Below are 22,251 nucleotides of genomic sequence, written 5' to 3' on the forward strand. Positions count from 1 at the left end.
CGCCGCCCGCGACCACGCCGCGTCCAGATCGTCCAGCAACTCCATCGTCTGCGCGTTGGCGACCTCGGGCCGGTTCAACGTGATCACCGCGACCCCACCGACGACCTCGTACAGAATCTGGTCCATGCGTGACTCCTTACCTGGGAGGGCCGGTTACCTGGGGAGGCCGAGGATGCGCTCGGCGATGATGTTGCGCTGGATCTCGGAGGTGCCGCCGGCGATCGTCCCGCCGAAGGTGCGGGCGTACCGCTCGAACCAGCTGGCGGAGAACGTCTCCAGGTTCATGTGGTTGGGCGGGGCGGTCGAGGCGGGATGCAGCAGGGCCTCCGGCCCCTTCTCCTCCAGCGCGTGCAGGGCCGCCACCTGTACGGCCTCGGAGCCGAGCAGCTTGAGCACCGAGAGCTCCGCCGGGTCGCCCTCGCCGCTGAGCCGGCGGTGGCCGAGCAGCCGGAGCGCCTGGAGATCCATGTGCAGGGTCGCGTACCAGTCCGCGTCGCTGGGCGCGTCGGTGATCAGGTAGTCCATCCACTCGGCGTAGCCCAGCCACATCAGCGTCCGCTCGTGCCCGAGCGAGCCGTGCGCCACGCTCCAGCCCTTGTTCAGCTCGCCGATCAGGTTCTCCCGCGGCACCCGGACGTCGGTGAAGAACACCTCGTTGAAGTCCAGGTCGTCGGGGGCGGCGATGGAGCCGAACGGCCGGCGCACCAAGCCCTCGGAGTCGGTCGGGACGAGCAGCACGCTGATGCCCTTGTGCTTGGGCGCGTACGGGTCGGTCCGGACGAACGTCAGCAGCACGTCCGCGTCGTGCGCTCCCGAGGTCCACACCTTCTGCCCGTTCACCACGAAGTGGTCGTCCTCGAGCACCGCGCGGGTCCGCAGTCCGGCCAGGTCGGACCCGGCGCCCGGCTCGCTCATCCCGAGCGAGGCGGTGATCTCGGCCCGCAGGATCGGGACCGCCCACCGCCGCTTCTGCTCCTCGGTCCCGAAGGTCAGGATCGAGGCCGCGATGATGCCGACGCCCTGCGGGTTGAAGCTGGGGTAGATCCGGCGCCGCGACAGCTCCTCGCGGTGGGCGAGCTGCTGCCGGAGCGTGGCGTTGCGCCCGCCGTACTCCGGCGGGTTGCCCGGCAGGAACCAGCCCGCGTCGAACAGCTTGCGCTGCCACCGCCTGGCCCACTCCGGTACGTCCGAGCTCGATCGCGGCCGCGGTACGGCCTCCGCCTCGCTCGGCAGGTTCGCGTCCAGGAAGGCGGAGAACTCCTCCCGGAACCTCTCGACTTCGGGATCGGGGGCCAGCTTCATGCCAGCACCGCCTTTCGGTGCACGGCCGCCGTACCCAGCAGCAGGTCGCCGGCCTTGGCCCGCTTGAGATGGATCTGCAGCTCGCTCTCCCACGTGTAGCCCATGGCGCCGAACAGCTGGAAGCCGTTCTGGAAGACCAGCCGCTGGCACTCCCCCGCCGCCGCCTTGGCCATCGACGCCGCCTTCGCGCGGCGCGGATCGTCCTCGGCGATGGTCAGCGCGGAGAAGTACGCCAGCGCCTTCGCCCGCTCGATCGCGACGTACATGTCCGCCGCCTTGTGCTTGACGGCCTGGAACGAGCCGATCGGCACGTCGAACTGGACGCGCTGCTTCACATGCTCGACGACCAGGTCCAGGATGCGGCGGCAGCTCCCGACCGTGGTGATCGCGAGCCCCATCAGGGCCAGGTCCGGGATGCCCGGAACCAGGTCCTGCGCGTTCGGGTCGGCCGTGTTCACGTGCGCCACGTGCAGGGTCGGATCGAAGACGGCGACCCGTTCGGTGTCCACGTCCGATCCCTTGACCACGACCACTCCGTCCCGGGTGACCAGGGCGATCTCGTCCGCCCGGTCCGCGTCCAGGACGAACCGCCCCGTCCCGTCGCAGACGCCCGTCCCCGCGCCGTCCGGCAACCGTCCGGCCAGTGGCGCGAACCAGGTGGCGGTGGCGAGGAACGGCGTCGGATCGGCGGCGTACCCCAGCTCCTCCAGCACGATCGCCAGCTCCACCGGGGGCGCCTCCAGCCATCCCAGTTCCCGGTACGTCGCCCAGAGCCGTTCCTCCGGCTGTGACCTCGACTTGGCCACCGTCTCTCGGACCATCTGCCGCAGCAGCCGCTGGTCCTCGTCGAACTCAAACTCCATGCGCGACCTCCAGTAGGACCTTGCCGATCGCGCGGCGGCCCACGGTGAGGGCCGCCGCCACCTCGTCGAACGGGTGGACGGCGTGGATATGGGGATGGATCTTCCCCTCGGCGAACAGGGCGTGCAGCTCGATCCGGGCGGCGTCCAGCCGCTCCCGGGAGTGCCGCGCCCAGCCGCCGAGGTCGAAGCCGTGGATGGTGACGCCCTTGAGCATCGCCAGGTTGAGCGGCACGCACGGGATCCGCCCGCTCGCCCGGCCGGACATCGGCGAACTCGCTGCCGGGCGTGAAGGGCGGCTCGACCGCGGCCTGGTAAGCCCCGTCGATGATCAGGACATCGGTGAAGTTCACCGCCGCGAAGCGCACGTCGACGGTGACCTCGCCCTGAGGCTCGGCGACCTCCTCGACCGTGACCGGGCCGCCGACGGCGTTGCAGCGGGCCGCTCTCATCGCGGGCTCACAGGCCGGGTCACTGGCCGGGTCACAGCCGGCTCGTCGCGGCCAGTTCGGCCGCGTTCGCGGCCATCTGCAGGACGATGTCGCCGAAGTGGGCCATGGCCGGGTTGTCGGCCTCGCCCTTCACCACAGCCGCCGGAGTTCATCGGCGACCAGCCGTCCACATGGTCCATGAGGTAGAACGTCGAGCCGATCACGCCGGTGTCGTCGCAGGCGGCGATGGCCTCCGGATGCGGGACGTCCGTTCCGTTGAGGGCCTTCAGCGCGCGGTACTCGCGGAGCATGGTCGCGTCGCGTCCCGGCGGGACGGCCTTGGGTGGCTTGCGCAGGACCATCCGGCCGTCCCCGCGCCGGATCTCGTAGATCTCGTTGGAGGCGCCGCCGGAGATCTGGGATATCTCGACCGGTTCGCCGGGGGCGATGCCCTCACCGTCCAGCCAGCGGGCGAGCGCTTCGGTGTCGAAGTCCCGTGCCATTCAGACGATCCTCGTCTCGTGCTCCTGCCAGTACGCCTCGCGCAGCAGGCCTTTGCGGAGCTTCCCGCTGGGGTCGCGGGGCAGGAGGTCGACGAAGTCGATGTCGCGCGGGCACTTGTAGGGGGCGAGGCGCTCCCGGCAGTACGCGAGCAGCTCCTCCTTGGTCACCTCGGCCGTGCCGGTCGCGTCGGCGGTGGGCTCGATCACCGCGAGGACCCGTTCGCCCATCTCCGGGTCCGGTACGCCGATCACCGCGACGTCGGTCACGCGCGGATGCATGACCAGGACGTTCTCGGTCTCCTGCGGGTAGATGTTGACGCCGCCGGACACGATCATGTGCGCGACCCGGTCGGTCAGGTAGAGGTAGCCCTCGTCATCGAGGAAGCCGACGTCCCCCAGGGTGCGGTCACCGAAGTAGACGACCCCGTCCACGATCCGGACGTCGCCGCCCGGCCGGCCCACCGAGCCCGGATGGTCCAGCCACTCCTGCGGCCCGATCGCCGTGTGGCCGTACCCCTCGGTCCCGGAGTAGTACTCGTGGATGATCGGGCCGAACCAGTCGAGCATCCGCCGCTTGACCTCGACCGGGCAGGGCGCCGCACTGTGGAAGACCAGCCGCAGGCTGCTCAGGTCCCTGGCGCGCTCGGCGGCGGGAAGCTTCAGCATCCGGACGAACATCGTCGGGACGAACTGGGCGTGCGTGATCCGGTGCCGTTCGATCAGCTCCAGGCTCCCGGCCGCGTCGAAGCGGTCCATGACGACGAGCGTGCCGCCCAGCCGGAGCACCGACATGCAGTAGACCAGCGGCGCCGCGTGGTACAGCGGGGCCGGCGAGAGGTAGACGCTGCCGGGACCGAGACCGTAGTGGGCGAGCCCCATCGCGACCTGAACGCACTGCGCCGCCGGATCGCCCATCGGGCCCGCGGTGAGCTGCTTGCGCACGGCCTTGGGCATCCCCGTGGTCCCTCCGGAGTACAGGAGCTCACGGCCCTCGCACTCCTCCGGTTCCCGGGTGACGGGCGTGGCGAGCAGCCGCTCGTACACCTCCTCGGTGACGACCCGCTTGCCCTCCACCATCGCGTCGATCTCGGCGGGGAGGAGGTGGGTGTTGACCGGGGTGTAGTAGAGCCCCGAGCGCTGCGCCGCCCAGGCGACCTCCAGGAAGGCCGCGCCGTTGGGCATGCGGATCGCGATGGCGTCTCCCGGCCGCATGCCCGTTGCCGCCAGCGCCGCCGCGATGTGCCGCGATCGCGCGTCGAGTTCGGCGTACGGCACGGTCCTGCCGCCGCTCTCGATGACCGCGATCGCGTCGGGACGCCGCCGCGCCTGCTCGCCCAGATCCATGGCAGGAGAATAACATTCTCATCCAGAGCGAGTAAGAGTCTCCAATAGAGCAAACTGCCATTCAGATGAAGTATCGTGCTGCGGGTGACCCAGGCCCCTGAAGAACCCGCCTGGCGCCGACGCGCCGTCGAGCGCTCCACCCGAGCCGCCAAGCTCCGTGCCGAGCAGCGCGTGCAGCGCTTCCTGGACTCGGCACAGGAACTCATCACGGAGAAGGGCACGACGGACGTGACGGTCCAGGAGGTCGTCGACCGTTCCAAGCAGTCGCTGCGCAGCTTCTACCAGCACTTCGACGGCAAGCACGAGCTGCTGCTCGCCCTGTTCGAGGACGCGCTGGCCACCTCGGCGAACGAGATCCGGGAGGCGGCCTCCGCCGGGCGCGATCCCCTCCAGCGGCTGCGCGACGCCGTCGAGATGCTGTACGAGCAGTCGCGCCCGAGCCCCGACGTCCAGCGGCCGCTGTTCAGCGACTTCGCCCTGCAACTCCTGGTCAAGCATCCCGTCCAGGTGGCGACCGCCCACCTTCCGCTGGTCACCGTCTTCGCCGACCTCATCGAGGACGCGGCCGAGGCCGGCGTCATCCCCGCCGGGAGGCCCCGCCGCCAGGCCTCCCTGGTCATGCAGACGGTCATGTTCTCGGCTCAGGCCAACGGCGTTCCCGCCGGCAGCCACGCCGTCCCCGTGACCGCCGAGGAGATCTGGCAGTTCTGCCTCGGCGGCATCTCCGGTGCCGCCGCCGAGGCGCACCCGTCCCGTACCGCCCGCTAGGCGGACGCGGCCTCGGGCTCGCTGGAGTCGGGCTCGCTGGAGTCGGGCTCCCCGGCTGTTTCGGCCTCCTTGGGCAGGGGCCGCCAGAACGCGCCGAGCAGTCCCGCCGTCGCCGCCACCGCGACGCCGAGTGCGATGCCGCCACCGGCCCAGCCGGTCACCTCGATCCCGGCGGCCTCGTCGGCCGAGAACCCGCCGGGGCCCAGCATCGCCAGCGCCAGCGCCGTCACCGCGAGGACGAGAACGTACTCGTAGCCGTCCTTGAAGACGAAGAACCCGTTCGGCCGGTGGGCCAGAATGCCCGCCACCAGCATCACCGAGATGACCGCCGCGCAGGCCGGCGCCGTCAGCAGGCCGAGCACCAGCAGCGCCCCGGCGCCGACCTCGGTGACCACGCTCGCCCACGCCTGCAGCCGGCCGTGCCGCAGCCCGAGGCCGGAGAACCAGCGGGCCGTGCCCTCGATGCGGCCACCGCCCCGCCAGTGGTTCAGCCCGTGCGCGATCATGGTGATGCCCACGGCCAGGCGTACCAGCAGCAGCGCGGTGTCCTCAGCGTTCATCTCTTTCTCCCGTCGACTCGGTCGCCTGCGCGCACGCGCCGGGCGTCATGCCTGCGTCCTGAAGAGGATCGCTCCGCCCGGTGTGAGTCCGCCACTGCTGACCGCGGCGACCCGTACACCCGGAACCTGCCGCGGCCCGCCCTCGCCGCGCAGCTGGACGATCGCCTCGTGGACCAGCCCCATGCCGTGCGTACGGCCGTGGGACAGCTGGCCGCCGTGGGTGTTCAGCGGCAGCAGCCCGTCCCGGGCGATGTTCTTGCCGCCGTCCAGGAAGTCCTTGGCCTCACCGATGCCGCAGAAGCCCAGCGCCTCGATCCAGGACAGGCAGTTGATGGTGAAGCCGTCGTAGAGCTGGGCCACGTCGACGTCGGAGGGACGAAGCGACGTCCGCGACCACAGATGGGCGGCAGGGCCGAGCACCTGGGGCTCATGGGTCAGCGTGCTCTGGTCCCATTCGATCCGCTCGATGATCTGGGTACCGACGGCCTCCACCAGGATGGGCGGCTTGGCCAGGTCCCGGGCCGCGTCCACGGCCGACACGATCACGGCGACGGCGCCGTCGCAGGGCACGTCGCAGTCGTACAGGCCGAACGGCGTGGTGATCGGCCGGGCGCCCAGGTAGTCGTCCATCGTCATCGGGTCGCGGTAGATGGCCGCCGGGTTGAGCGCGGCGTTGGCCCGCTGGTTCAGCGCGATCCAGCCCAGCGTCTCGCGCGTGGTCCCGTAGCGCTGAAAGTGCCGCTGCGCGTTCTGCGCCAGCGTGTGTGCCGCCGACGTCGACCCGAACGGCATCCGCCAGCTTCCACTGCCGTCCACCCGGCCGCCGGGCTGGACGATGTCGCCGCGGCGCATCAGCTCACCGTGCGTGGTCTCCCACAGGGTCCGGAAGCACAGCACGTGCCGGGCCAGCCCGCCGGCCACCGCCAGCATCGCCGCGATCACCGAGCCGCCGGGACCGAACGTCTCGGCGCCGCCGTTGTGCCAGGTCGGCCGGATCCCCAGCGCGGACTCCAGCGCGGTGACGCCGCCCTCGGCGAACCCGCCGAACGCTCCCGCGCCGGGATAGGTCGCCAGTCCGTCGATGTCGTCCATCGTCAGGCCGGCGTCCGCGATCGCGCGCTCGCACGCCTGAACGGTCAGCGAGAGCGGCGGCACCATCAGCCGGCGCCCGATCTCCGAGCTCCCGATACCGCTGATCGCGACCTTGTCCTCGAACTTCTCGGGCGTGACCATCGGGCGGACGTGCCGCCACATCTGGTCCGGCTCGATCTCGTCCGGCGGCAGCGGAGCCGGCTCGCCCTGGTCCGCCACGGGACGGAACAGCGGCAGCCACACGTCCTCGGCCCGCTCGAAGACGACCTCCATCCGCATCCCCAGGACGAGGTCCTCCGGCTCGCACTCGACGGCGTTGGTCGTGAGCCGGACCCGGGGATCGTCCTCGATCGCGACCTGCGCCACCACGTACGGCGCCTGGAGCCCGGGCACGCTGAACCGCTGGTTCACGGTGAACCCGATGAGCGTCGCGAACCCCGAGACGGCCCGTACCCCCATCTCGTGGCCGCGGCAGTACCGGCAGACCGGCTGCGGCGGATGGATCAGGGCCGCGCAGGATCCGCACTCCTGGAAACGCAGCCGGCCGTCGGCCCCGGACGTCCAGAAGAACCCGCTCTCCTGTGTGATCAACGGCAGCGGGCGTCCCGGGGAACCGGTCACGTCGTCTCCTTTTCTCCATGGCGATCTCCATGGCGATCTCCATGGCGGCGACGCGCGGCGGCGTCGTGGTGGTGGGCGCGGGCGCTGCGGCGGTCGCCGCCGCCGGGTCGGTGCGGCCGTCCCGGACGGCGGACGGCCACACCGGTGAGGGTTGCGGGGATCAGTTGGTGATCTTGTCCTTCGTACCCCGGGCCGTGACCGGCTCGGCGAGCCCCTGCTCGTCACTGACCTTCTGGAAGGTCGCGAGCGTCTCCTCGAAACCCGGCCCGAGCCGGGGGCCCGGGGTGAAGGTCGCCGGGAGGTGGCGCATGCCGTTGATGACGCCGATCGTCTCGTAGTGCACCGTGCCGTCCGGCTCGCACCGGTAGTCCGGCATCCGGTCGAGCACCTGGACGATCATCCGCTTGAACACCGTCCGCGCGACGTTCGAGCCGATGCAGCGGTGGATGCCCAGCCCGAAGCTGCTGTGCCGGTTGCCCTTGCGGGCCAGGTCGATCGTGTCGGGCTCGGGGAACACCGACGCGTCCCGGTTGGCCATCGCCCAGGACAGCCACAGGCGCTCGCCCTCCTTGAACCGGGTGCCGGCGATCTCGCAGTCGGCCGAGATCGTCCGGCCGTCCCCCGGGGCGGGCGTGTAGTACCGCAGGAACTCCTCGGTCGCGGGGTTCAGCAGGGTGTCCCGCTCCCGGCTGAGCCGGTCGCGGTCCTGCGGATTCTCCGAGAGCCACTCCAGCGAGTGCGCGGTGAGCGCCGTCGTCGTGTCGAAGCCGCCGCCGATGAGCAGCGCCAGCGCTCCGAGGAGCTCGTCGTCCGGCGGGTTCTCGCCACCGATGTCGGCCCGGACGAGCGCGTCCACCAGTCCTGGACGCGGGTTCGCGCGGATCTCCATGATCTGGCCGTAGAGGTGCCGCCCCATCTCCACGTGCAGCTGCGCGACGCGTTCGGAGTCGGGCGAGTTCGGCGGCGTGTAGACCCCGGCGTGCGCCGGCTCGTTGTAGATGGTCCAGTCCTTGACCGGGATCCCCATCATGCCCAGGGTCAGGACGGCGGGCACGATGTTGGCCAGGTCGTCGACGAAGTCGATCCGGCCGTCCTCGATCCTCTCGTCGAGGCAGGCGCGGGTCAGATCGTCGATCAGCGGGATCCACCGGCTGATGGCGGCCGGCGACAGGTACGGGTTGAGGGCCTGCCGGTAGTAGCGCTGCTCCGGCGGGTCCATCTCCAGGAAGCCGCCCCTGATCCCCTTGGCCCGGTCGGGCGTGGGAATGCTGATGCCCTGGTAACCGCGCCGCTGGCCTTTGATGTCGTGGTCGTTGGACAGCAGGTCGGCGGACCTGGCGATCTCGAAGACCTCGCGGTTGCCGGCCGCGACCCAATGGCCGCCATAGGTCTCCGACCAGGCGACGGGGCACTTGGCGTGCATCTCCTGGGCGGTCGACTCGAACTCTCCGCGGTACTCCGGAGTGTGCCGATCGAAATCGAAACGGTTCTTCTTGCGATCGCCGTCGCCGACGGCGTCATCCGCGTCCATGATGGTCTCTCCATTGGCTTTGGGGGAAGCCGGATCCGGGGCCCGGCGGTCGTTCAGGAAATGGAGATGGTCAGGAAATGGAGATGGCGCGTTCCGGACACGAACTGACGGCCTCGGCGACCTGCGCCTCCTGGTCGGCCGGAACGTCCTCGACGACGACCGACGAGTGGCCGTCGACCTCGCTGAGCTCGAACACCTTCGGAGCGATCATGGCGCAGAGCGTGTGGCCCTGGCAGCGCTCCGGATCGACGTGCACCTTCACGTTCGTTCTCCCCTTTCGCGTTCGCTCCGCCGTCAGATGTGGAATCCGTGCCACTTGAGGTAGCCGCCGGCGTCGACTCGCATCTGCATGCCGGTCACGTAGCGGGATTCATCCGACGCGAGGAAGAGGACCATATCGGTGACGTCCTCCGGCTCGATGTACGGAACGGGCATGGCCTGCTGTACGTGGAACGCCGGCTCGGCGTCCGCCCGGGTCGGATTCTCAAGATCCGGACGGAACGAACGGTACATCGGCTCGCTCTGCAGCATCGGCGTATTGCAGTTCGTCGGGTGCACGACATTGACGCGGATTCGTTGCGGGGCCAGATTCCGCGCGAGTTCGTGGACGTACTCCGACAGCGCCCGCTTCGCGTACGCGTACCCGCTGCCGCCGGGGTCCGATCCCGGCTTCTCCACCATGCCGTGCACCATGAGGGCCGCGGCGGAACCGGTCGCGATGACCGAGGCGCCGTCGGCCAGATGCGGCAGCGCGGCCTGGATGGCGTTGATGGTCCCGACCAGGTTGATGTCGATGACATCGGACCAGGCCTGCAGCCGCGGCCGCCCCTTCAGCGGGGCGATGCCGGCCTGCGCCACCACGATGTCCGGCGTGCCCAGCTCGCCCATGCCGCGGGCCAGCGCCTCGCGCAGCTCGCCGGGCTCGCGGACGTCGGCCTGCGCCGCCACGATGCGCCGGCCGGTCTCCTCGACCAGGCGGACCGTCTCCTTGAGGTCGTCCGGCCCCGACAGCGCGTAGCCCACCGTCGCGACGTCCTGGCACAGGTCCACCGCGATGATGTCGGCGCCCTCCTTGGCCAGCCGTACCGCGTGGCTGCGTCCCTGACCGCGCCCCGCGCCCGTGATGAACGCGACCTTGCCCTCAACCCGTCCCATTGCGATGTCCTCTCGTTTCGTACCCTGCCGCCCGGACCGCGTTCGCGGGGCGGGCGATGGTCTGCGCGGAGCCGGAGCCGGAGCCGGGCTCGCGGGGAAGGACGGGTGCCGGCGCACCTGCCAGGGCGCCCAGCCCGCCCTCCAGTGCGCCCAGATCGCCACCGGAATCGGCGGCGACCTGCCTGATGACCTGCACGTCCTTGCCGAGGAACTCGCCCGCCGCGGTGGCGAACGCAGACACCGAGCCCCGTGCGACGACACCGGCCAGCGCGCGGCTCGTCGCGCTGCCGTGCGTGAGCGCGCCGAGCAGCACCGCCTCGTCCACTCCCAGCTGCCGGCCGAGCCGTACGGAGTCGGCCAGCAGCCCGATCTGGGCGGCGAACAGCGCGTTGTTGACCAGCTTCACGCGCTGCCCGGCACCGGCCGGGCCGACGTGCAGGACCGGGTCGCCATAGCTCTCCAGTACGGGGCGGATCCCCTGTACGGCGTCGTCGGCGCCGCCCACGAAGAGCGTCACCCTGCCGGCCGCCACGTCGTGCGGTCCCCCGCTGAGCGGGGCGTCGACCACGTGGACGCCGTGCGGGGCGGCGCGGGCGGCGATGGCCTCGGCCGTGTGCGGGCTGCCGGTGGTGTGCAGGACGAGGACGGACCCGTCCCGCATCCGGGAGAGCAGCGGGCCGTCGAGGCACACGTCCCTGACCTGGTCGTCGCTGTAGACGCAGACCAGGACGGCATCGGCCCCGTCGGCGGTCTCGGCGGCGCCGGCGACGGCGTGCGCGCCGTCCTCGGCGAGCGCCGCGCGCGCCTCGTCCGACCTGCCGAGCGCGCGGACCTCGTGGCCCGCCTCGGCGAGCCGGCGCACCATCGGGCGGCCGATCCGCCCGGCCCCGATGAATCCCAGGCGCATGGCAGTCCTCCTCGTGAACGGTCTCGCGTCGCGATCGGCCGGCCACCGTGCCCGCGTGCTCGGACAGTACCCACGCTCAACCTTTTGAGCAATATGTCACCATGATGAACCATCGTTCAAGCCACTGACCGCCGCAGGGCGGTGGCCCGTCCAGGAGGAGAGCCGATGAACCGATCCGCCGGCACCGCATCGATCGAGCCGAGCACCGGACGGGAGGCCGGCTGATGCGCGTCGGGTTCATCGGGCTGGGCGGCCAGGGCGCGCCCATGGCGCGCCGGATCACCGAGGCGGGCCACCCGCTGACGCTGTGGGCGCGGCGCCCCGCCTCGCTCGAGCCGTTCGCCGGCACGGCGGCCGGCGTCGCCGGATCACCGGCCGAACTGGCCGCCGCCAGCGACCTGGTGTGCGTCTGCGTGGTCGACGACGCCGGCGTCGAGGAGGTCGTCGCCGGCGAGCGCGGCGTCCTGTCCGGGCTCGCGGCGGGCGGCGTCATCGCCGTGCACAGCACCGTCCACCCCGACACCTGCCGCAGCCTGGCGGGCAAGGCCGCCGCTCAGGGCGTCGCACTGATCGACGCGCCGGTGAGCGGCGGCGGCCCGGCGGCGGCCGAGGGCCGCCTTCTGGTGATGGTGGGAGGCGAGGCCGACACCGTCGAACGCTGCCGCCCGGTGTTCGCCAGCTACGCCGACCCCATCGTCCACGTCGGCCCGCTGGGGGCCGGGCAGGTCACCAAGCTGCTCAACAACGTCCTGTTCACGGCCAACCTGGCGACCGCCGCCGGCGCGCTGGCCCTCGGGGGCGCGCTGGACATCGATCCCGGCCGCCTCGCCGAAGTCGTCTCCCACGGCAGCGGCGCGAGCTTCGCCCTGGACCGGGTCTCCGCCGCCGGCGGCACGCTGGACCGCATCGCCGCCCACGCCGGAGCGCTGCTCCAGAAGGACGCGCGGCTGGTGGCCGCGCTCGCCGACGCGGCCGGCGCCCCGGCGGGGACCGTCCTGGACGCGGCGGACGCGGCCCTCGCGCTCATGGACCACCCTCGATGAGCGCGGTATTGACCGTCTCCCCAAATGAGATTAACGTTCTCATCTGAGAGAACGGGAGCCGCCACGTGACCGAGTCATGGCCAGCCGAGGTACGACCTTCGTGAGCCCCGGGAACGGCGGCCACCGGGTCGTCCAATGGGCGACCGGGAACATCGGCACCCGCGCCCTGCGAGCCGTCATCGAGCATCCGGATCTGACCTTGGCCGGCGTGTACGTCCATACGCCGGCCAAGGCCGGAACCGATGCCGGCGAGCTGTGCGGGCTGGACAGGACCGGTGTCCGTGCGACGCGGAGCATCGACGAGGTCCTGGCGCTAGGCGCCGACTGCGTGCTCTACATGCCGGCCACCTGCGACATCGACGAGGTGTGCCGGCTCCTGGCCTCGGGCGCGAACGTCGTCACGACCCGGGGCGAGTTCCATCGCGCGGAGAGCCTCGACCCCGCCGTCCGCGAACGGGTCGAGGCCGCGTGCGAGCGCGGCGGCACCTCGATCCACAGCACCGGAAGCAGCCCCGGCTTCATCACCGAGGCCGTCCCGCTGGTGCTGACCTCGATCCAGCGGAGGCTGGACAGCCTGACGATCAGCGAGTTCGCCGATCTGTCCCGGCGCGATTCGCCGGGGCTGCTCTTCGACGTGATGGGCTTCGGCAAACCGCCCGCCGAGCTCGACGAGCGCCGGCTGTCGCACGGACGGACCAGCTTCGGCCCGTCGCTGCTGCTGCTCGCCGAGGCGCTCTCCATGCCGCTGGACTCCCTGGAGGCGAGCGGCGAGGTCGCGACCGCGCGCCGTCCGGTGAAGATCGCCGCGGGCATTCTGGAGGCCGGCACGGTGGCCGCGCAGCGGATGACGGTGTCGGGGATCCGGGACGGCCGGGCGGTGCTGAGCTTCCGGGCCACCTGGTACTGCACCACCGACCTGGAACCCGCGTGGGACGTCCGCGCCACCGGCTGGCACATCGCCGTCGAGGGCGACGCGCCGCTCGACGTCGACCTCCGGTTCCCGGTACCGCTCGAACGGATGGGCGCGGTGTCTCCCGGCTACACGGCCAACCGCGCGGTCAACACCGTCCCCTACGTCTGCGCGGCCTCGCCCGGAATCCGGTCGGTGCTCGACCTACCCCAGATCGTCGCCGCGCTCGGCTGAACGTGGAGCGGACGAGCCCTAGTGGCCTGCGGCCCGGGAGTCGCCTCGCAGGCCGACCGCCGCGAGCACCGCACCCATGACGCACAGCGCGCCGGTGAAGAGCACGGCCGTGTGCAGGCCGTTCATGAACGCGTCGCCGCTGCCTTCGATGATGGCGGCCTTCAACTGGGCGGGCATCCCGTCCGAGACCGGGGAGACGCCCATCGACACCGCGTCCTCCGCATTCTCGAAACCCTGCGCGAGCGCGGCCGGGACTCCGGCGCCGGTCAGCTCACCGGTGAGCGTCGTCCCCACCCTGGCGCTGATCAGGGAGATCAGGACGGACGTGCCGAGCGCGCCGCCGATCTGCAGCGCCGTGGCCTGCAGTCCGCCCGCGACGCCGCCGTCCTTGGGCGGCGCGTTGCCGACGATGGCGTCGGACGAGGCGGACAGCACCATGCCGACGCCCAGGCCGAGTGCGAGGAACGAGGGCCACAGCGCGGCGTACGGGGAATGCGCGTCCCAGGTCAGCATCCAGAAGGACGCCAGTGCCTGGAGCAGCATGCCGACCGGCATCGACAGGCGCGGTCCGAACCGCTGGGTCAGTGCCGCGCCCAGCGGGGACGCGACCACGGTCGCCAGGCTCAGCGGCAGCGTGTAGACGCCCGCCTCGACGGCCGACAGGCCGCGCACGTTCTGCAGGTAGAGCATCAGGAAGAAGATCACGCCGAGCAGCACGAAGAAGTTGATCGCGGTGACGACCGTGCCGATGGTCAGCGCCGGGCTGCGGAACAGCCGCATCGGCAGCAGCGGATGCGCGACGCGGGTCTCGTACCAGCCGAAGGCGGCCAGCAGGACCAGGCCCGCGGCGAGGGCGCCGAGCGTCCCGGCCGAGGTCCAGCCCCAGGACTCGCCCTTGACCACACCGAAGACCAGGGCCACCAGGCCGAGCGCGAGCAGGATCACGCCGGGGACGTCGAAGCGGTGCTGACCGGTCGAGTCCTTGCTCTGCGGCAGCACCAGGGCGCTGACGATCAGGACGATGATCCCGATGGGGAGGTTGATGTAGAAGACCGACTCCCAGTTGACGTGCTCGATGAGCAGCCCGCCGACGATGGGCCCGAGGGCGGTGGAGCAGGCCGCGACCATGCCCCACAGCCCCACCGCCATACCGAACTTCTTCGGCGGGAAGACCGCGCGCAGCAGGCCGAGGGTGTTCGGGATCAGCAGCGCGGCGAACAGGCCCTGCAGAGCCCGGAACGCGATGACGCCCTCGATCGATCCCGACAGGCCGATCGCGACCGAGGCGACGGTGAACCCGGCCGTACCGATCACGTAGTACGTGCGGCGCCCGAACCGGTCGCCGAGCTTGCCGCCCAGGATCAGGGCGGCGGCCATCGCGAGGAGGTAGGCGTTGGTGACCCATTGCAGGTCGGCGGTGGACGCGCTCAGGTCCCGGCCGATCTCCGGGTTGGCGACCGCGACCACGGACGCGTCGAGATTGACCATGAAGAGGCCGATCGCGACGGCGATCAGCGTCAGCCAGGGGTTGGAGCGCCGGCCGCGCGCGGTGTCCGGTGGAGCGTGCGCGGGCAGGGTGGGATGCTCCATGGCTTTGGAGGGCATGGATGGGCCTTGTCTATGAGAGGCATGACTGTGAGAGGCATGTCTGTGAGAGGCATGTCTGTGAGAGAGATCCGGGACGTCGTCGCACACGCGACCGAGCCCAGGAAGGAGACCGGCGGGAAATCAGCCGGTGGCGTGCAGCCGCCGGGTCAGTGACGCCAGCGCGCTCACGGCCGAGCCGAGGGCGGCCTGCTCCCCGTCGGTGAGGGCGTGCAGCGCGCGCACCAGATGGGCGGCCTTGAGCCGCCGGACCTCGGCGAGCCGCTCCCGGGCGATGGCCGTCGGGAACAGATGCGCGACCCGCTTGTCGGCGTCGTCCTGCCGCCGTTCCAGCAGCCCCAGCTCGGTCAGCTGGGAGACGAGCGCGCTGACGTTGTTCGGCTTCATCAGCAGGGCGTCGGCGGCCTCGCGGACGGTGATCCCCTCGCGCTCCTCGACCTGGAACAGCAGCGCGAGTTGCCCCTCCGGAAGCCGGGGATGCGGGAACTCCAGGTGGACGTGCCGTTCGAGGGCCCGGTTCAGCGCGGGCAGGCTCACGACGAGCGCGGCGGCCGCACGGTCGAGGTCCTGAGCGGACACGCTGGAGCCGGGCATCCCCCCACAATAACTATGAACACATACCTATGTCAACATACTCGAATGCGGGTCAGGGGCGCCAGGTGCCCCGGCGCCCCTGTCACCGGCTCCGGTTCTTATGGAGCATCTCTCCGCCGAAGACCAGATGGGCCAGGACTAGTGGTCTAGGGCTTGAGGGCCGGGAGCGTGGCCAGGCCCTTGGCGATGCCGTTCCGCTGGATCTCGGACGTACCGGTCAGGACGCGGAACATGCGGACCTTGCGGAAGAGGTACTCGACCTCGCTCCCCTGGGTGAGCCCCTCCTTGCCATGGATCTGCACCGCCTCGTCCAGGATGCGGAACGCGGCCTCGGCGACGAAGAGCTTGCACATGAACGCCTCGATGCGCGGGGACGTGCCGCCGTCGAGGGCCGCGAGGGCGGTGTAGGTCATGGAGCGCGCCGCGTAGTACTCGGTGGCCATGTCGGCGAGCTTGTGCTGGATGGCCTGGAGGGCCAGCAGCGGCGCGCCCGCGACGGTACGGGTGCGGGCCCGTTCCAGGGTGAGCTCGATGGCGCGGCGGGCCATGCCCAGCAGGGTGGGGCAGTGCAGCAGCCTGTTGGTCGTCACGCGGCCGAGGCCGATGCGCATGCCCTCGCCCTCCTTTCCGAGGAGGTTGGCCGCCGGTACGTGGCAGCCGTCGAGGATGATGTCGGCCTCGATGTTCTCGCCGGACATCGGCGTGGCGCCCTCGGCGACCCGGCAGCCGGGGCTGTCCAGATCGACCAGGAAGGCCGAGAAGGAGTTCTCGGTGCCGTCCATGCGCGCGATGACGATCGCGAAGTCGGCGAACGCGCCGGCCGTACTGAAGACCTTGTGGCCGGTGAGGCGGTAGCCGCCGGCCTCGGGCACGGCGACGGTGCGCATGGAGCGGACGTCGGATCCGGCGTCCACCTCGGTGAGGGAGAAGCAGCAGGCGCGCTCGCCGCGCACGACGGGCAGGAAGTACTTCTGGAGCTGGTGCTCGGTGGCGTACCGGAAGATGTCGCCGGCCCGCAGCGGCCCGCCCATCTCGCCGAGGACGCTGTGGCCGAGGATCCGGCCGCCGGCTCCGACCTCCTCCTTGAGCGCGGCGAGCTGGACATGGGACAGCCCCTGCCCGCCGAACTCCGCGGGCAGGTGGATGCCGTAGAAGCCGAGCTCGCGGCTGCGCCGCCAGACCGGTTCCAGCATGGCGCGGGTCAGGGGGATCCGCCGGTCGATGCCGTGCTCGCGCTCGTAGTCGGCGAGCTCGCCGGACAGGTAACCGCGCAGCTTGGCGACGAGTTCGTCGGTCACGGGGTCGCCATAGGTGGGGCGGAGGGAAAAGGTCATCGGGTCGTCCTCAGTTCACTCGCCGGGCGGTGCCGGCCCAGTACGGCTCGCGGACGGCCTTGCGGTCGACCTTGCCGTTGCGGTTCACCGGCAGCGCGGCGACGAAGTCGACCGAGCGCGGCTTCTTGAAGCGGTCGAGACGGTCGGCGCAGAACGCGGCCAGCTCCTCCTCGGTGACGTCATGGGCGGTGACGACGACGGCCTTGACCGCCTCGCCCCACCGCTCGTCGGGCACGCCGACGACGCAGGCCTCGCGTACGGCGGGATGCTCGTAGAGGGCCGCCTCGACCTCGGTGCAGTAGATGTTGAAGCCACCCGAGATGATCATGTCCTTCCGGCGGTCGACGATGAACAGGTAGCCGTCCTCGCGCATCCACGCCAGGTCGCCGGTGCGCACCCAGCCGTTCTCGAAGGTCTGGGCCGTCAGCTCCGGTTCGCGCCAGTACTCGCGGACGCAGTCGGGGCCGCGCACGATGATCTCCCCCACCTCGCGAGGGCCGAGCTCGCGGCCGCCGTCGTCGACGACCCGGATCTCGGTGTCGAACGCGGCGCGGCCGCAGGACGCCAGCAGCTCGGGGTCGGACTCCACCGCCGCGGCGATGTCGGCGCTGCTCAGCCCGGCCACGATGCTGGTGGTCTCGCCGAGCCCGTAGCCCTGCGCGATGATCGGGCCGAACCGTTCCACCGCCTCGCGCAGCCGCCGCGGCGAGATCGGGGCGCCGCCGATCCGCAGGCTGGTCAGGCTGGACAGGTCGCGCTCGTCCAGTCCCGGGTGGGCCAGCAGCATGTTGAGCATGGTCGGCACCATGAACGTGGCGGTGATGCCCTCGCGCTCGACGGTGTCGAGGAACCGCTCGACGTCCCACCCCGGGAGGATGTGCGTGGTCGAGCCCCCGAAGACCCCGGCGAGCAGCCCCATCCCGGCAGCGTGGGTGATGGGGCCGCAGGCCAGGTAGCGGGCGCCCGGACGCGGCCGCGACTCGTCGCTCATCAGCTGCTTGCGCATGTTGGCGAGCCGGTTGCCGAAGGTCTGCGTCGCCGCCTTGAGCGTCCCGGTCGAGCCGGAGGTGAAGTTCAGGACGCACGCATCGTGCTCGCCGACCTCCACATACACCGGGACGTCGTCGCCTTCGGCCAGCAACTGGGCGTACCGGAGGGCGTCGTCGTCCTCCCCGTCGAGCCGGACGGGCAGGCAGTCCGTACCGGCGGCGCCGAGTGCGGCGAGCGCGTCCGCGCCGTGCGCCGCGTCGAAGATCAGGGCGCGCACCGGCGCGTAGCCGAGGATGTGCTCGATCTCGGCACGGCCGAGCCGGGCGTTGATCGGGGCCCGGGTCAGCCCGGCCTTGTACAGCGCGAACTCGACCACGACCAGCTCGCCCCGGTTCCAGGCCAGGCTCGCCACCGCGTCACCGGGCCGCAGGCCGCGCGCCACCAGTGCCGACGCCAGCCGGTTCGCCTCCTGCTCCAGCTGCCGGAAGGTCCAGGAACGGTCGGCGCAGACGAGGGCGGGCTCGTCCGGCCAGTAGCGGGCGCTGCGGGTCAGATAGGCACCGAGATTCAAGGGGCGGCTGAGATTCAAGGGCTGGCTGAGATTCAAGAGCTGGCTCCACGTTACGCGACGTCATGACTGTTTCCAGACAGAATGTTCATTAACGTACGAGCTGTCAAGTGTCTCTACACTGGAGGGGACCCCGGGCGCGGCGACGCTCCCGTACGCAGCACGGCGCGCGAAAGGTGACGATGGCCGAGGACAGGCGGACGCGGCGGACACGGCGGGCGCTCGGCGACGCCCTGGTGCGGCTGGTGCTCGAACGGGGCTGCGCCGCCCTCACCGTGGAGGACATCACCGAACGCGCCGACGTCGCCCGCGCCACCTTCTACAGCCACTACCGCGACAAGGACGACCTGTTCACGCAGGTCACCACCGAGATGCTGGACGAGCTGGGCGAGCGGCTGCGGCCCCTGGTCGCCGAGAACGCCGCCGGCTTCACCGGCAAGCCCGTCCTGGAGATGTTCCGGCACGCCCAGGACAGGCGCGAGCTCTACCGGATCGTGCTGCGCGGCGAGGGGGACGGCAGGCCGCTGCGGATGTTCACCGAGAGGTTCGTGGCGATGACCGCCGAGGTGTTCCGTATCCGGGCCGAGCGCAACGACCTGGAGCCGCGGATCTCCCCCGACCTCCTCGCCCGCGCGTGGGTCGGCGAGCAGATCTCCGTCCTGCAGTGGTGGATCGAGCACGAGGCGCCTCCGCCGCCGGAGGAGGTGGCCCGGATCCTGCTCGACCTCGCGGTGCACGGCCGCTACTGGGCCAGCGGCTTCGACGCCCCCGCCTGATCCGGTTTCCCGGGAGGGCCCGGCACGCCGCCGGTCGGTTGTCCGCATGCCGGACAACCCGGAGTAAGCTGCGTGCGGGAATCGAGTCGCAGAGGAGCTGACCAGATGCCGCGGGAAGGCACCGGACCGGACTTCATCGAGGCGCTGGCCCGGGGGCTGGAGGTCATCACCGCCTTCCGGCCCGGCCGTCCGGTGATGTCGCTGACGGACGTGGCCACGGCGACGGGCCTGGCCCGGCCGACCGCGCGGCGCATCCTGCTGACCCTGGGAGAGCTGGGTTACGTGCGTTCCTGCGAGGGCGGCTTCGCGCTGACCCCTCGCGTACTGGATCTGGGCGTCGCGTACGTGCGGTCGATGGGGCTGTGGGACGTGGCCCGCCCGCACATGGACCGGCTGGTCGCCCGGACGAACGAGTCGTGCTCGATCGCCCAGCTCGACGGGTCCGACATCGTCTACGTGGCCCGGGTCTCCGTACCCAAGATCGTCGCGCTGGCGGTCCAGATCGGAACCCGGTTCCCGGCGCTGCAGACCTCGCTGGGCAAGGTGTGCCTCGCGGCGCTGCCTCCCGAGGAGGTGGACCGGGTACTGGCCGAGCCGAGCCGGTCCGGGCTGGAGCCGCGCTGGCGCCCCACTCGGGAGGATCGGGACGCCGAACTCCGCGAGGTCCGGGCCCGCGGCTGGGCGCTGACCGACGAGCAGCTGACCCTCGGGATCCGTTCGGTGGCGGCACCACTGCGCGACGGATCGGGCCAGGTCATCGCGGCGATCAACGTCAACACCCATGCCGCCGAGACGCCCGTCGAGAAGCTGCTGCACGAGCACCTCCCGCTGCTCCTGCAGGCCGCCGGTGACATCAGCGCCGACTTCGCCCGCCTGGAGCAGGTCCCGCACGCGTCCCGTACCGCGGCCTCCTGATCAGGGGCGCCGGTCCGGGGTGAGGACGATACGGCCCGTGGCGGCACCGGCATCCTGCCGAGTCCAAGCCGCCGCCGCGTCCTCCAGCGGCACCGCCTCATGAGCGACGGCCAGGCGGCCCAGCGCTGCCTGCTCGGCGATCACGATGATCGCGGCGGCTCGCCGCTGCGGGCTCAGCTCGGTGTTGGTGTAGCCGAGGATCCGCAGTGACCTGCTGCGCAGCGTGGACGAGTCGAGCGGGCAGGTCTCGGCGGCCGAGCCGCCGAGGTTGACGAGCCTGCCGCCTGCGCGCAGCGTCTGGGCGGCGGCCGCCGCCGGTACGCCGAACAACGGGTCGAGGACCAGATCCACCGGTCCGTCAGCGGCGGCTGCGAAGCGAGCGGCGAGATCGGTGACGTCATCGGTGTCGAGTGCGACCACCGCGTCAGCGCCGGCCGCACGCGCTCGTTCCCGCGCGGCGGGCGAGCGCGCGCCCGCGATCACCCTGCGCGCACCGCCCGTACGCGCCAGCTGGACGGCCGCCTGCCCGACCACCCCGCCGGCTCCGAGCACCAGGACCTGTTCGCCGGGGACGAGTTCGCCGCGCCAGGTCAGCGCCATGTGGGCGGCCACGGCGGACAGCCCGAGCGCGGCGATGCCCACGGGGTCGGCGCCGTCGGGCAGTTCGACCAGGTCCTCGGCGGCCACGCGGACGATCTCGGCCATGCTCCCGTCGCCCGGAGCCATCCCGGCCGACGTCGGAAACCACACCGGCCTGCCGCCGACCGTCCCGACACCTTGGACGCCCGGAACGTACGGGGTCCGGGGCGTCCCGAAGTACGAGGTGCCGCTCGCGCACAGCACGTCCAGCGGAGTGATCGGCGCGGCCAGGACCTCGACCAGCGTCTCGCCGGGGCCTGGTGCGGGCGCCTTCCGGTCGACCACCACCGGTGGCGAGCCGGCGCTCCGAATCTCAGCGGCGCGCACGGCTCAGGTCGCGATGTCGGGATAGGGCAGCGTGAACGAGCCCAGGCGCCGGGCGTACTCCCGCTGGAAGCCCAGCGGCTCCTCATGGTCGCGCTCGAACATGGCGATGAACAGCGTGAGGGTCAGGAACGGGTGCGCCCCCAACTCGAACAGCTTGGGGTAGTCGTGCCCGGCGAGCGCGGCGCGTTCGGTGTCGTCGAAGCGCAGCCAGGTGCTGGACTCCCCGTCCACGCAGTTGAGGATGCGGTTGGCCTGCTCGGCCTCCCACCAGGCCACCGTGCCCGTGGGGTCGTCGCGGTAGCGCTCGACGAGGAGCGGATCGCGGTCGATGGTGAACAGGAACTTGTTCAGCAGGTACTTGCTCACTGGCCGGCTCCGTTCGGATACCAGGTGAAGTAGGCCTCCATGGTGTGGAACAGGTCGTAGGTGTCGGTGTAGTCGGCCTTCAGGCCCTCCCCCGCCACGCCCATCATCAGCATGAAGTCCATGAATCCGTGGGTGGCGTTGCCGGGGGCGTGCAGGCTGTCGAGCGTCACCTCCGACAGGCAGCCCTCCAGGTCACCGGTGGAGATCCACTCGACGGCGCGCCGGTCGAACTCCGGATCGGGACCGTGCGGCCCGAACTGCCGGGGGCCGCCCAGTTCCAGCGACAGGTGGCCGGTGCCGATGACGGCGACCCGCTTGTCGCTGGGCCAGGCCTCGACCATCTGCCGGATCGCCTTCCCCAGCTGGACGAAGCGCTTCGGGCGCGGCAGCGGCGGCGCGAAGATGTTGGTGTAGACGGGCACGATCGGCAGGTCGTTCTGCGGGCGCAGCGTGATGATCGGGCACGTGATCGAGTGGTCGATCCGCAGCTCGTTGGAGAACGCCAGGTCGAAGCCCGCGTCCAGGCCCTCGCGCAGCAGGTAGCCCGACAGGTCCTCCTGCCCGGTCAGCAGCATGCGCGGCAGCCCGAACTCGCGTTCCTCGTTGTGGAAGTTGGCGTCGTAGAAGGGCGCCTTGCCGATCAGGAACTGCGGCATGTTGTCCAGCCACAGCTGGTGGAAGTGGTCGGATCCGACCATCACCAGCACGTCGGGGCGGGCCCTGGTGAGCGTCTCGCGGAACGCCTCCACCTTGCGTACCCACTCGTCCGCGAACGGCGGCCGGTCGGCGCCGGTCGCCGTGCTCGCGCGGTGGTAGAAGGGGTGGTGCGTGGAGGCGATCACCGCGACCAGTTCGGCCATCGGTACTCCTTCGTCT

23 protein-coding genes and 1 pseudogene are annotated in these 22,251 nt (G+C 71.2%); 5 read left to right on the forward strand and 19 right to left on the reverse strand.

Translation table 11 applies throughout. The annotated features are described in order from the left end of the window. Positions 1-153: 153 nt before the first annotated feature. The 6 genes and pseudogenes from ACH34Q_RS02680 to ACH34Q_RS02705 form a co-directional block, all read right to left on the reverse strand. Entirely contained in the window at positions 154-1,302 is a 1,149-nt protein-coding gene (locus ACH34Q_RS02680; RefSeq protein WP_395981086.1) for an acyl-CoA dehydrogenase family protein, read from the reverse strand. After that, complete coding sequence (locus ACH34Q_RS02685) at positions 1,299-2,165, reverse strand: acyl-CoA dehydrogenase family protein (protein ID WP_395981087.1); 867 nt, start codon at positions 2,163-2,165, stop codon at positions 1,299-1,301. The genes ACH34Q_RS02680 and ACH34Q_RS02685 overlap by 4 nt, the downstream gene beginning before the upstream one ends. Beyond that, a complete protein-coding gene (locus ACH34Q_RS02690; RefSeq protein ID WP_395981088.1) occupies positions 2,155-2,430 on the reverse strand; it encodes a hypothetical protein in 276 nt (91 codons plus the stop codon). The genes ACH34Q_RS02685 and ACH34Q_RS02690 overlap by 11 nt, the downstream gene beginning before the upstream one ends. A gap of 13 nt (positions 2,431-2,443) precedes the next feature. Then, positions 2,444-2,614 (reverse strand): annotated as a pseudogene (locus ACH34Q_RS02695) (NADPH:quinone oxidoreductase family protein); the annotation flags it as partial. Further along, on the reverse strand, positions 2,611-3,096 hold the full coding sequence (locus tag ACH34Q_RS02700) for a phosphotransferase (RefSeq protein ID WP_395981089.1): 486 nt from the start codon (positions 3,094-3,096) through the stop codon (positions 2,611-2,613). The pseudogene ACH34Q_RS02695 and the gene ACH34Q_RS02700, both read right to left, overlap by 4 nt. Beyond that, on the reverse strand, positions 3,097-4,440 hold the full coding sequence (locus ACH34Q_RS02705; RefSeq protein ID WP_395981090.1) for an AMP-binding protein: 1,344 nt from the start codon (positions 4,438-4,440) through the stop codon (positions 3,097-3,099). It lies immediately after the preceding gene. Positions 4,441-4,524: 84 nt separating this feature from the next. Between ACH34Q_RS02705 and ACH34Q_RS02710 the strand changes: the two genes are divergently transcribed. Then, on the forward strand, positions 4,525-5,208 hold the full coding sequence (locus tag ACH34Q_RS02710) for a TetR/AcrR family transcriptional regulator (RefSeq protein WP_395981091.1): 684 nt from the start codon (positions 4,525-4,527) through the stop codon (positions 5,206-5,208). Here ACH34Q_RS02710 and ACH34Q_RS02715 read toward each other — a convergent pair. From ACH34Q_RS02715 to ACH34Q_RS02740, 6 genes are all read right to left on the reverse strand, one after another. Further along, positions 5,205-5,768 (reverse strand): DoxX family protein, encoded by a 564-nt coding sequence (locus ACH34Q_RS02715; RefSeq protein WP_395981092.1) that lies wholly within the window; start codon positions 5,766-5,768, stop codon positions 5,205-5,207. The genes ACH34Q_RS02710 and ACH34Q_RS02715 overlap by 4 nt on opposite strands. A 45-nt stretch (positions 5,769-5,813) precedes the next feature. After that, positions 5,814-7,481 (reverse strand): thiolase C-terminal domain-containing protein, encoded by a 1,668-nt coding sequence (locus ACH34Q_RS02720; RefSeq protein ID WP_395981093.1) that lies wholly within the window; start codon positions 7,479-7,481, stop codon positions 5,814-5,816. A gap of 160 nt (positions 7,482-7,641) precedes the next feature. Continuing rightward, entirely contained in the window at positions 7,642-9,012 is a 1,371-nt protein-coding gene (locus tag ACH34Q_RS02725; RefSeq protein WP_395981094.1) for a cytochrome P450, read from the reverse strand. A 70-nt stretch (positions 9,013-9,082) separates the two neighbouring features. Further along, the gene (locus ACH34Q_RS02730; protein ID WP_395981095.1) at positions 9,083-9,274 is read right to left on the reverse strand and encodes a ferredoxin; all 192 of its coding nucleotides are present in this window, start codon (positions 9,272-9,274) and stop codon (positions 9,083-9,085) included. Positions 9,275-9,306: 32 nt separating this feature from the next. Continuing rightward, complete coding sequence (locus ACH34Q_RS02735; RefSeq protein WP_395981096.1) at positions 9,307-10,167, reverse strand: mycofactocin-coupled SDR family oxidoreductase; 861 nt, start codon at positions 10,165-10,167, stop codon at positions 9,307-9,309. Beyond that, positions 10,154-11,167 carry an NAD(P)-dependent oxidoreductase gene (locus ACH34Q_RS02740; RefSeq protein ID WP_395981617.1) on the reverse strand — a complete coding sequence of 338 codons (1,014 nt, stop codon included), beginning with the start codon at positions 11,165-11,167 and terminating at the stop codon, positions 10,154-10,156. The genes ACH34Q_RS02735 and ACH34Q_RS02740 overlap by 14 nt, the downstream gene beginning before the upstream one ends. Positions 11,168-11,298: 131 nt before the next feature. On the opposite strand from ACH34Q_RS02740, the gene ACH34Q_RS02745 reads away from it, so the two are divergent. Together ACH34Q_RS02745 and ACH34Q_RS02750 are read left to right on the forward strand one after the other, a co-directional pair. Continuing rightward, positions 11,299-12,117: an NAD(P)-dependent oxidoreductase gene (locus ACH34Q_RS02745; RefSeq protein ID WP_395981097.1), complete on the forward strand. Its 819-nt coding sequence runs from the start codon at positions 11,299-11,301 to the stop codon at positions 12,115-12,117. A gap of 100 nt (positions 12,118-12,217) precedes the next feature. Further along, on the forward strand, positions 12,218-13,261 hold the full coding sequence (locus ACH34Q_RS02750; protein ID WP_395981098.1) for a hypothetical protein: 1,044 nt from the start codon (positions 12,218-12,220) through the stop codon (positions 13,259-13,261). Positions 13,262-13,279: 18 nt separating this feature from the next. On the opposite strand, the gene ACH34Q_RS02755 is transcribed toward ACH34Q_RS02750, so the two are convergent. The 4 genes from ACH34Q_RS02755 to ACH34Q_RS02770 all read right to left on the reverse strand — a co-directional run bounded on the left by ACH34Q_RS02755 (position 13,280) and on the right by ACH34Q_RS02770 (position 18,391). Next, the gene (locus tag ACH34Q_RS02755; protein WP_395981099.1) at positions 13,280-14,866 is read right to left on the reverse strand and encodes an MFS transporter; all 1,587 of its coding nucleotides are present in this window, start codon (positions 14,864-14,866) and stop codon (positions 13,280-13,282) included. 123 nt (positions 14,867-14,989) lie between these two features. Then, a complete protein-coding gene (locus ACH34Q_RS02760; protein WP_395981100.1) occupies positions 14,990-15,460 on the reverse strand; it encodes a MarR family winged helix-turn-helix transcriptional regulator in 471 nt (156 codons plus the stop codon). A gap of 146 nt (positions 15,461-15,606) precedes the next feature. Beyond that, on the reverse strand, positions 15,607-16,794 hold the full coding sequence (locus ACH34Q_RS02765) for an acyl-CoA dehydrogenase family protein (protein WP_395981101.1): 1,188 nt from the start codon (positions 16,792-16,794) through the stop codon (positions 15,607-15,609). Positions 16,795-16,804: 10 nt separating this feature from the next. Then, positions 16,805-18,391: a class I adenylate-forming enzyme family protein gene (locus ACH34Q_RS02770; protein ID WP_395981102.1), complete on the reverse strand. Its 1,587-nt coding sequence runs from the start codon at positions 18,389-18,391 to the stop codon at positions 16,805-16,807. Between the two features lie 143 nt (positions 18,392-18,534). Between ACH34Q_RS02770 and ACH34Q_RS02775 the strand changes: the two genes are divergently transcribed. Both ACH34Q_RS02775 and ACH34Q_RS02780 read left to right on the forward strand, forming a co-directional pair. Continuing rightward, the gene (locus ACH34Q_RS02775; RefSeq protein WP_395981103.1) at positions 18,535-19,128 is read left to right on the forward strand and encodes a TetR/AcrR family transcriptional regulator; all 594 of its coding nucleotides are present in this window, start codon (positions 18,535-18,537) and stop codon (positions 19,126-19,128) included. Positions 19,129-19,233: 105 nt separating this feature from the next. After that, positions 19,234-20,043 carry an IclR family transcriptional regulator C-terminal domain-containing protein gene (locus ACH34Q_RS02780; protein ID WP_395981104.1) on the forward strand — a complete coding sequence of 270 codons (810 nt, stop codon included), beginning with the start codon at positions 19,234-19,236 and terminating at the stop codon, positions 20,041-20,043. Here ACH34Q_RS02780 and ACH34Q_RS02785 read toward each other — a convergent pair whose 3' ends face one another. Genes ACH34Q_RS02785 through ACH34Q_RS02795 form a run of 3 tightly spaced genes read right to left on the reverse strand, consistent with a single transcriptional unit; the run spans position 20,044 to position 22,235 of the window. Further along, entirely contained in the window at positions 20,044-20,970 is a 927-nt protein-coding gene (locus tag ACH34Q_RS02785) for a zinc-binding alcohol dehydrogenase family protein (protein ID WP_395981105.1), read from the reverse strand. A 42-nt stretch (positions 20,971-21,012) separates the two neighbouring features. After that, positions 21,013-21,375 (reverse strand): hypothetical protein, encoded by a 363-nt coding sequence (locus ACH34Q_RS02790; protein WP_395981106.1) that lies wholly within the window; start codon positions 21,373-21,375, stop codon positions 21,013-21,015. Beyond that, positions 21,372-22,235, reverse strand: a complete 864-nt coding sequence (locus ACH34Q_RS02795; RefSeq protein WP_395981107.1) for an extradiol ring-cleavage dioxygenase — start codon at positions 22,233-22,235, stop codon at positions 21,372-21,374. The genes ACH34Q_RS02790 and ACH34Q_RS02795 overlap by 4 nt, the downstream gene beginning before the upstream one ends. Positions 22,236-22,251: the final 16 nt, after the last annotated feature.

The organism is Actinomadura sp. 9N407, from assembly GCF_044326315.1.
GTDB lineage: Bacteria > Actinomycetota > Actinomycetes > Streptosporangiales > Streptosporangiaceae > Spirillospora.

Bases quoted from the DNA above. Each gene is read 5' to 3' on its own strand.
- ACH34Q_RS02795 (WP_395981107.1), bottom strand. From the start codon at position 22,235: ATGGCCGAACTGGTCGCGGTGATCGCCTCCACGCACCACCCCTTCTAC.
- ACH34Q_RS02725 (WP_395981094.1), bottom strand. From the start codon at position 9,012: ATGGACGCGGATGACGCCGTCGGCGACGGCGATCGCAAGAAGAACCGT.
- ACH34Q_RS02715 (WP_395981092.1), bottom strand. From the start codon at position 5,768: ATGAACGCTGAGGACACCGCGCTGCTGCTGGTACGCCTGGCCGTGGGC.
- ACH34Q_RS02755 (WP_395981099.1), bottom strand. From the start codon at position 14,866: ATGCCCTCCAAAGCCATGGAGCATCCCACCCTGCCCGCGCACGCTCCA.
- ACH34Q_RS02765 (WP_395981101.1), bottom strand. From the start codon at position 16,794: ATGACCTTTTCCCTCCGCCCCACCTATGGCGACCCCGTGACCGACGAA.
- ACH34Q_RS02705 (WP_395981090.1), bottom strand. From the start codon at position 4,440: ATGGATCTGGGCGAGCAGGCGCGGCGGCGTCCCGACGCGATCGCGGTC.
- ACH34Q_RS02780 (WP_395981104.1), top strand. From the start codon at position 19,234: ATGCCGCGGGAAGGCACCGGACCGGACTTCATCGAGGCGCTGGCCCGG.
- ACH34Q_RS02775 (WP_395981103.1), top strand. From the start codon at position 18,535: ATGGCCGAGGACAGGCGGACGCGGCGGACACGGCGGGCGCTCGGCGAC.
- ACH34Q_RS02760 (WP_395981100.1), bottom strand. From the start codon at position 15,460: ATGCCCGGCTCCAGCGTGTCCGCTCAGGACCTCGACCGTGCGGCCGCC.
- ACH34Q_RS02685 (WP_395981087.1), bottom strand. From the start codon at position 2,165: ATGGAGTTTGAGTTCGACGAGGACCAGCGGCTGCTGCGGCAGATGGTC.
- ACH34Q_RS02700 (WP_395981089.1), bottom strand. From the start codon at position 3,096: ATGGCACGGGACTTCGACACCGAAGCGCTCGCCCGCTGGCTGGACGGT.
- ACH34Q_RS02735 (WP_395981096.1), bottom strand. From the start codon at position 10,167: ATGGGACGGGTTGAGGGCAAGGTCGCGTTCATCACGGGCGCGGGGCGC.
- ACH34Q_RS02745 (WP_395981097.1), top strand. From the start codon at position 11,299: ATGCGCGTCGGGTTCATCGGGCTGGGCGGCCAGGGCGCGCCCATGGCG.
- ACH34Q_RS02680 (WP_395981086.1), bottom strand. From the start codon at position 1,302: ATGAAGCTGGCCCCCGATCCCGAAGTCGAGAGGTTCCGGGAGGAGTTC.
- ACH34Q_RS02690 (WP_395981088.1), bottom strand. From the start codon at position 2,430: ATGTCCGGCCGGGCGAGCGGGCGGATCCCGTGCGTGCCGCTCAACCTG.